Below are 527 nucleotides of genomic sequence, written 5' to 3' on the forward strand. Positions count from 1 at the left end.
ACGGTGGCGAGGCCGATGTCGAGTTCCTCGTGCAGCAGGTTGCGATAGACGTCTTCGGCGGTCAGGTGGCGAACCGGGCTTTGCTGGAAAATTTCGAGAATCTTGAGGCGCGGTAGGGTGGCCTTGAGCCCGATGTTTTTGAGATCGGTCGGATTGGTCATGGCTAGGCGTCCCTAGAGTACAATGCAGGGCTTCAATAGTACCGGCTTTTCGCCTTTTCAGTCATCTGTGACATTCTCGCGCGGCCTTGGACAAGGGCCAGCACGGTGAGGGACATGATTCCAAGATCGCTTTTGCAACTTCAGAGGAGCCGCGTGCGGAGCACCGTCATCGCAGCTGTCGCCGTGGTCGGACTGGCCGCCTGTTCGTCGTACGACAGCGTGACCCAGCGGATCGCGCAGAGCATTACGCCGTATCGGATCACCGTCGTCCAGGGCAACTTCGTGTCGCAGGAAAAGGCGTCGCAACTGCAGGTAGGCATGTCGCGCGAGCAGGTGCGCGCGCTGCTCGGCACGCCGCTGCTGGAC

1 protein-coding gene is annotated in these 527 nt (G+C 60.5%); it reads left to right on the top strand.

All coding sequences use genetic code 11. The features are described 5' to 3' along the window. Positions 1 to 314: 314 nt before the first annotated feature. Positions 315 to 527, top strand: a 213-nt coding sequence (bamE, locus tag J5M57_RS28045) for an outer membrane protein assembly factor BamE (RefSeq protein WP_207938482.1), incomplete at its 3' end; no start/stop codon positions are given.

Source organism: Pseudomonas sp. 86_A (assembly GCF_017491705.1).
In the GTDB taxonomy this organism is placed as follows: Bacteria; Pseudomonadota; Gammaproteobacteria; order Pseudomonadales; family Pseudomonadaceae; genus Aquipseudomonas; species Aquipseudomonas koreensis.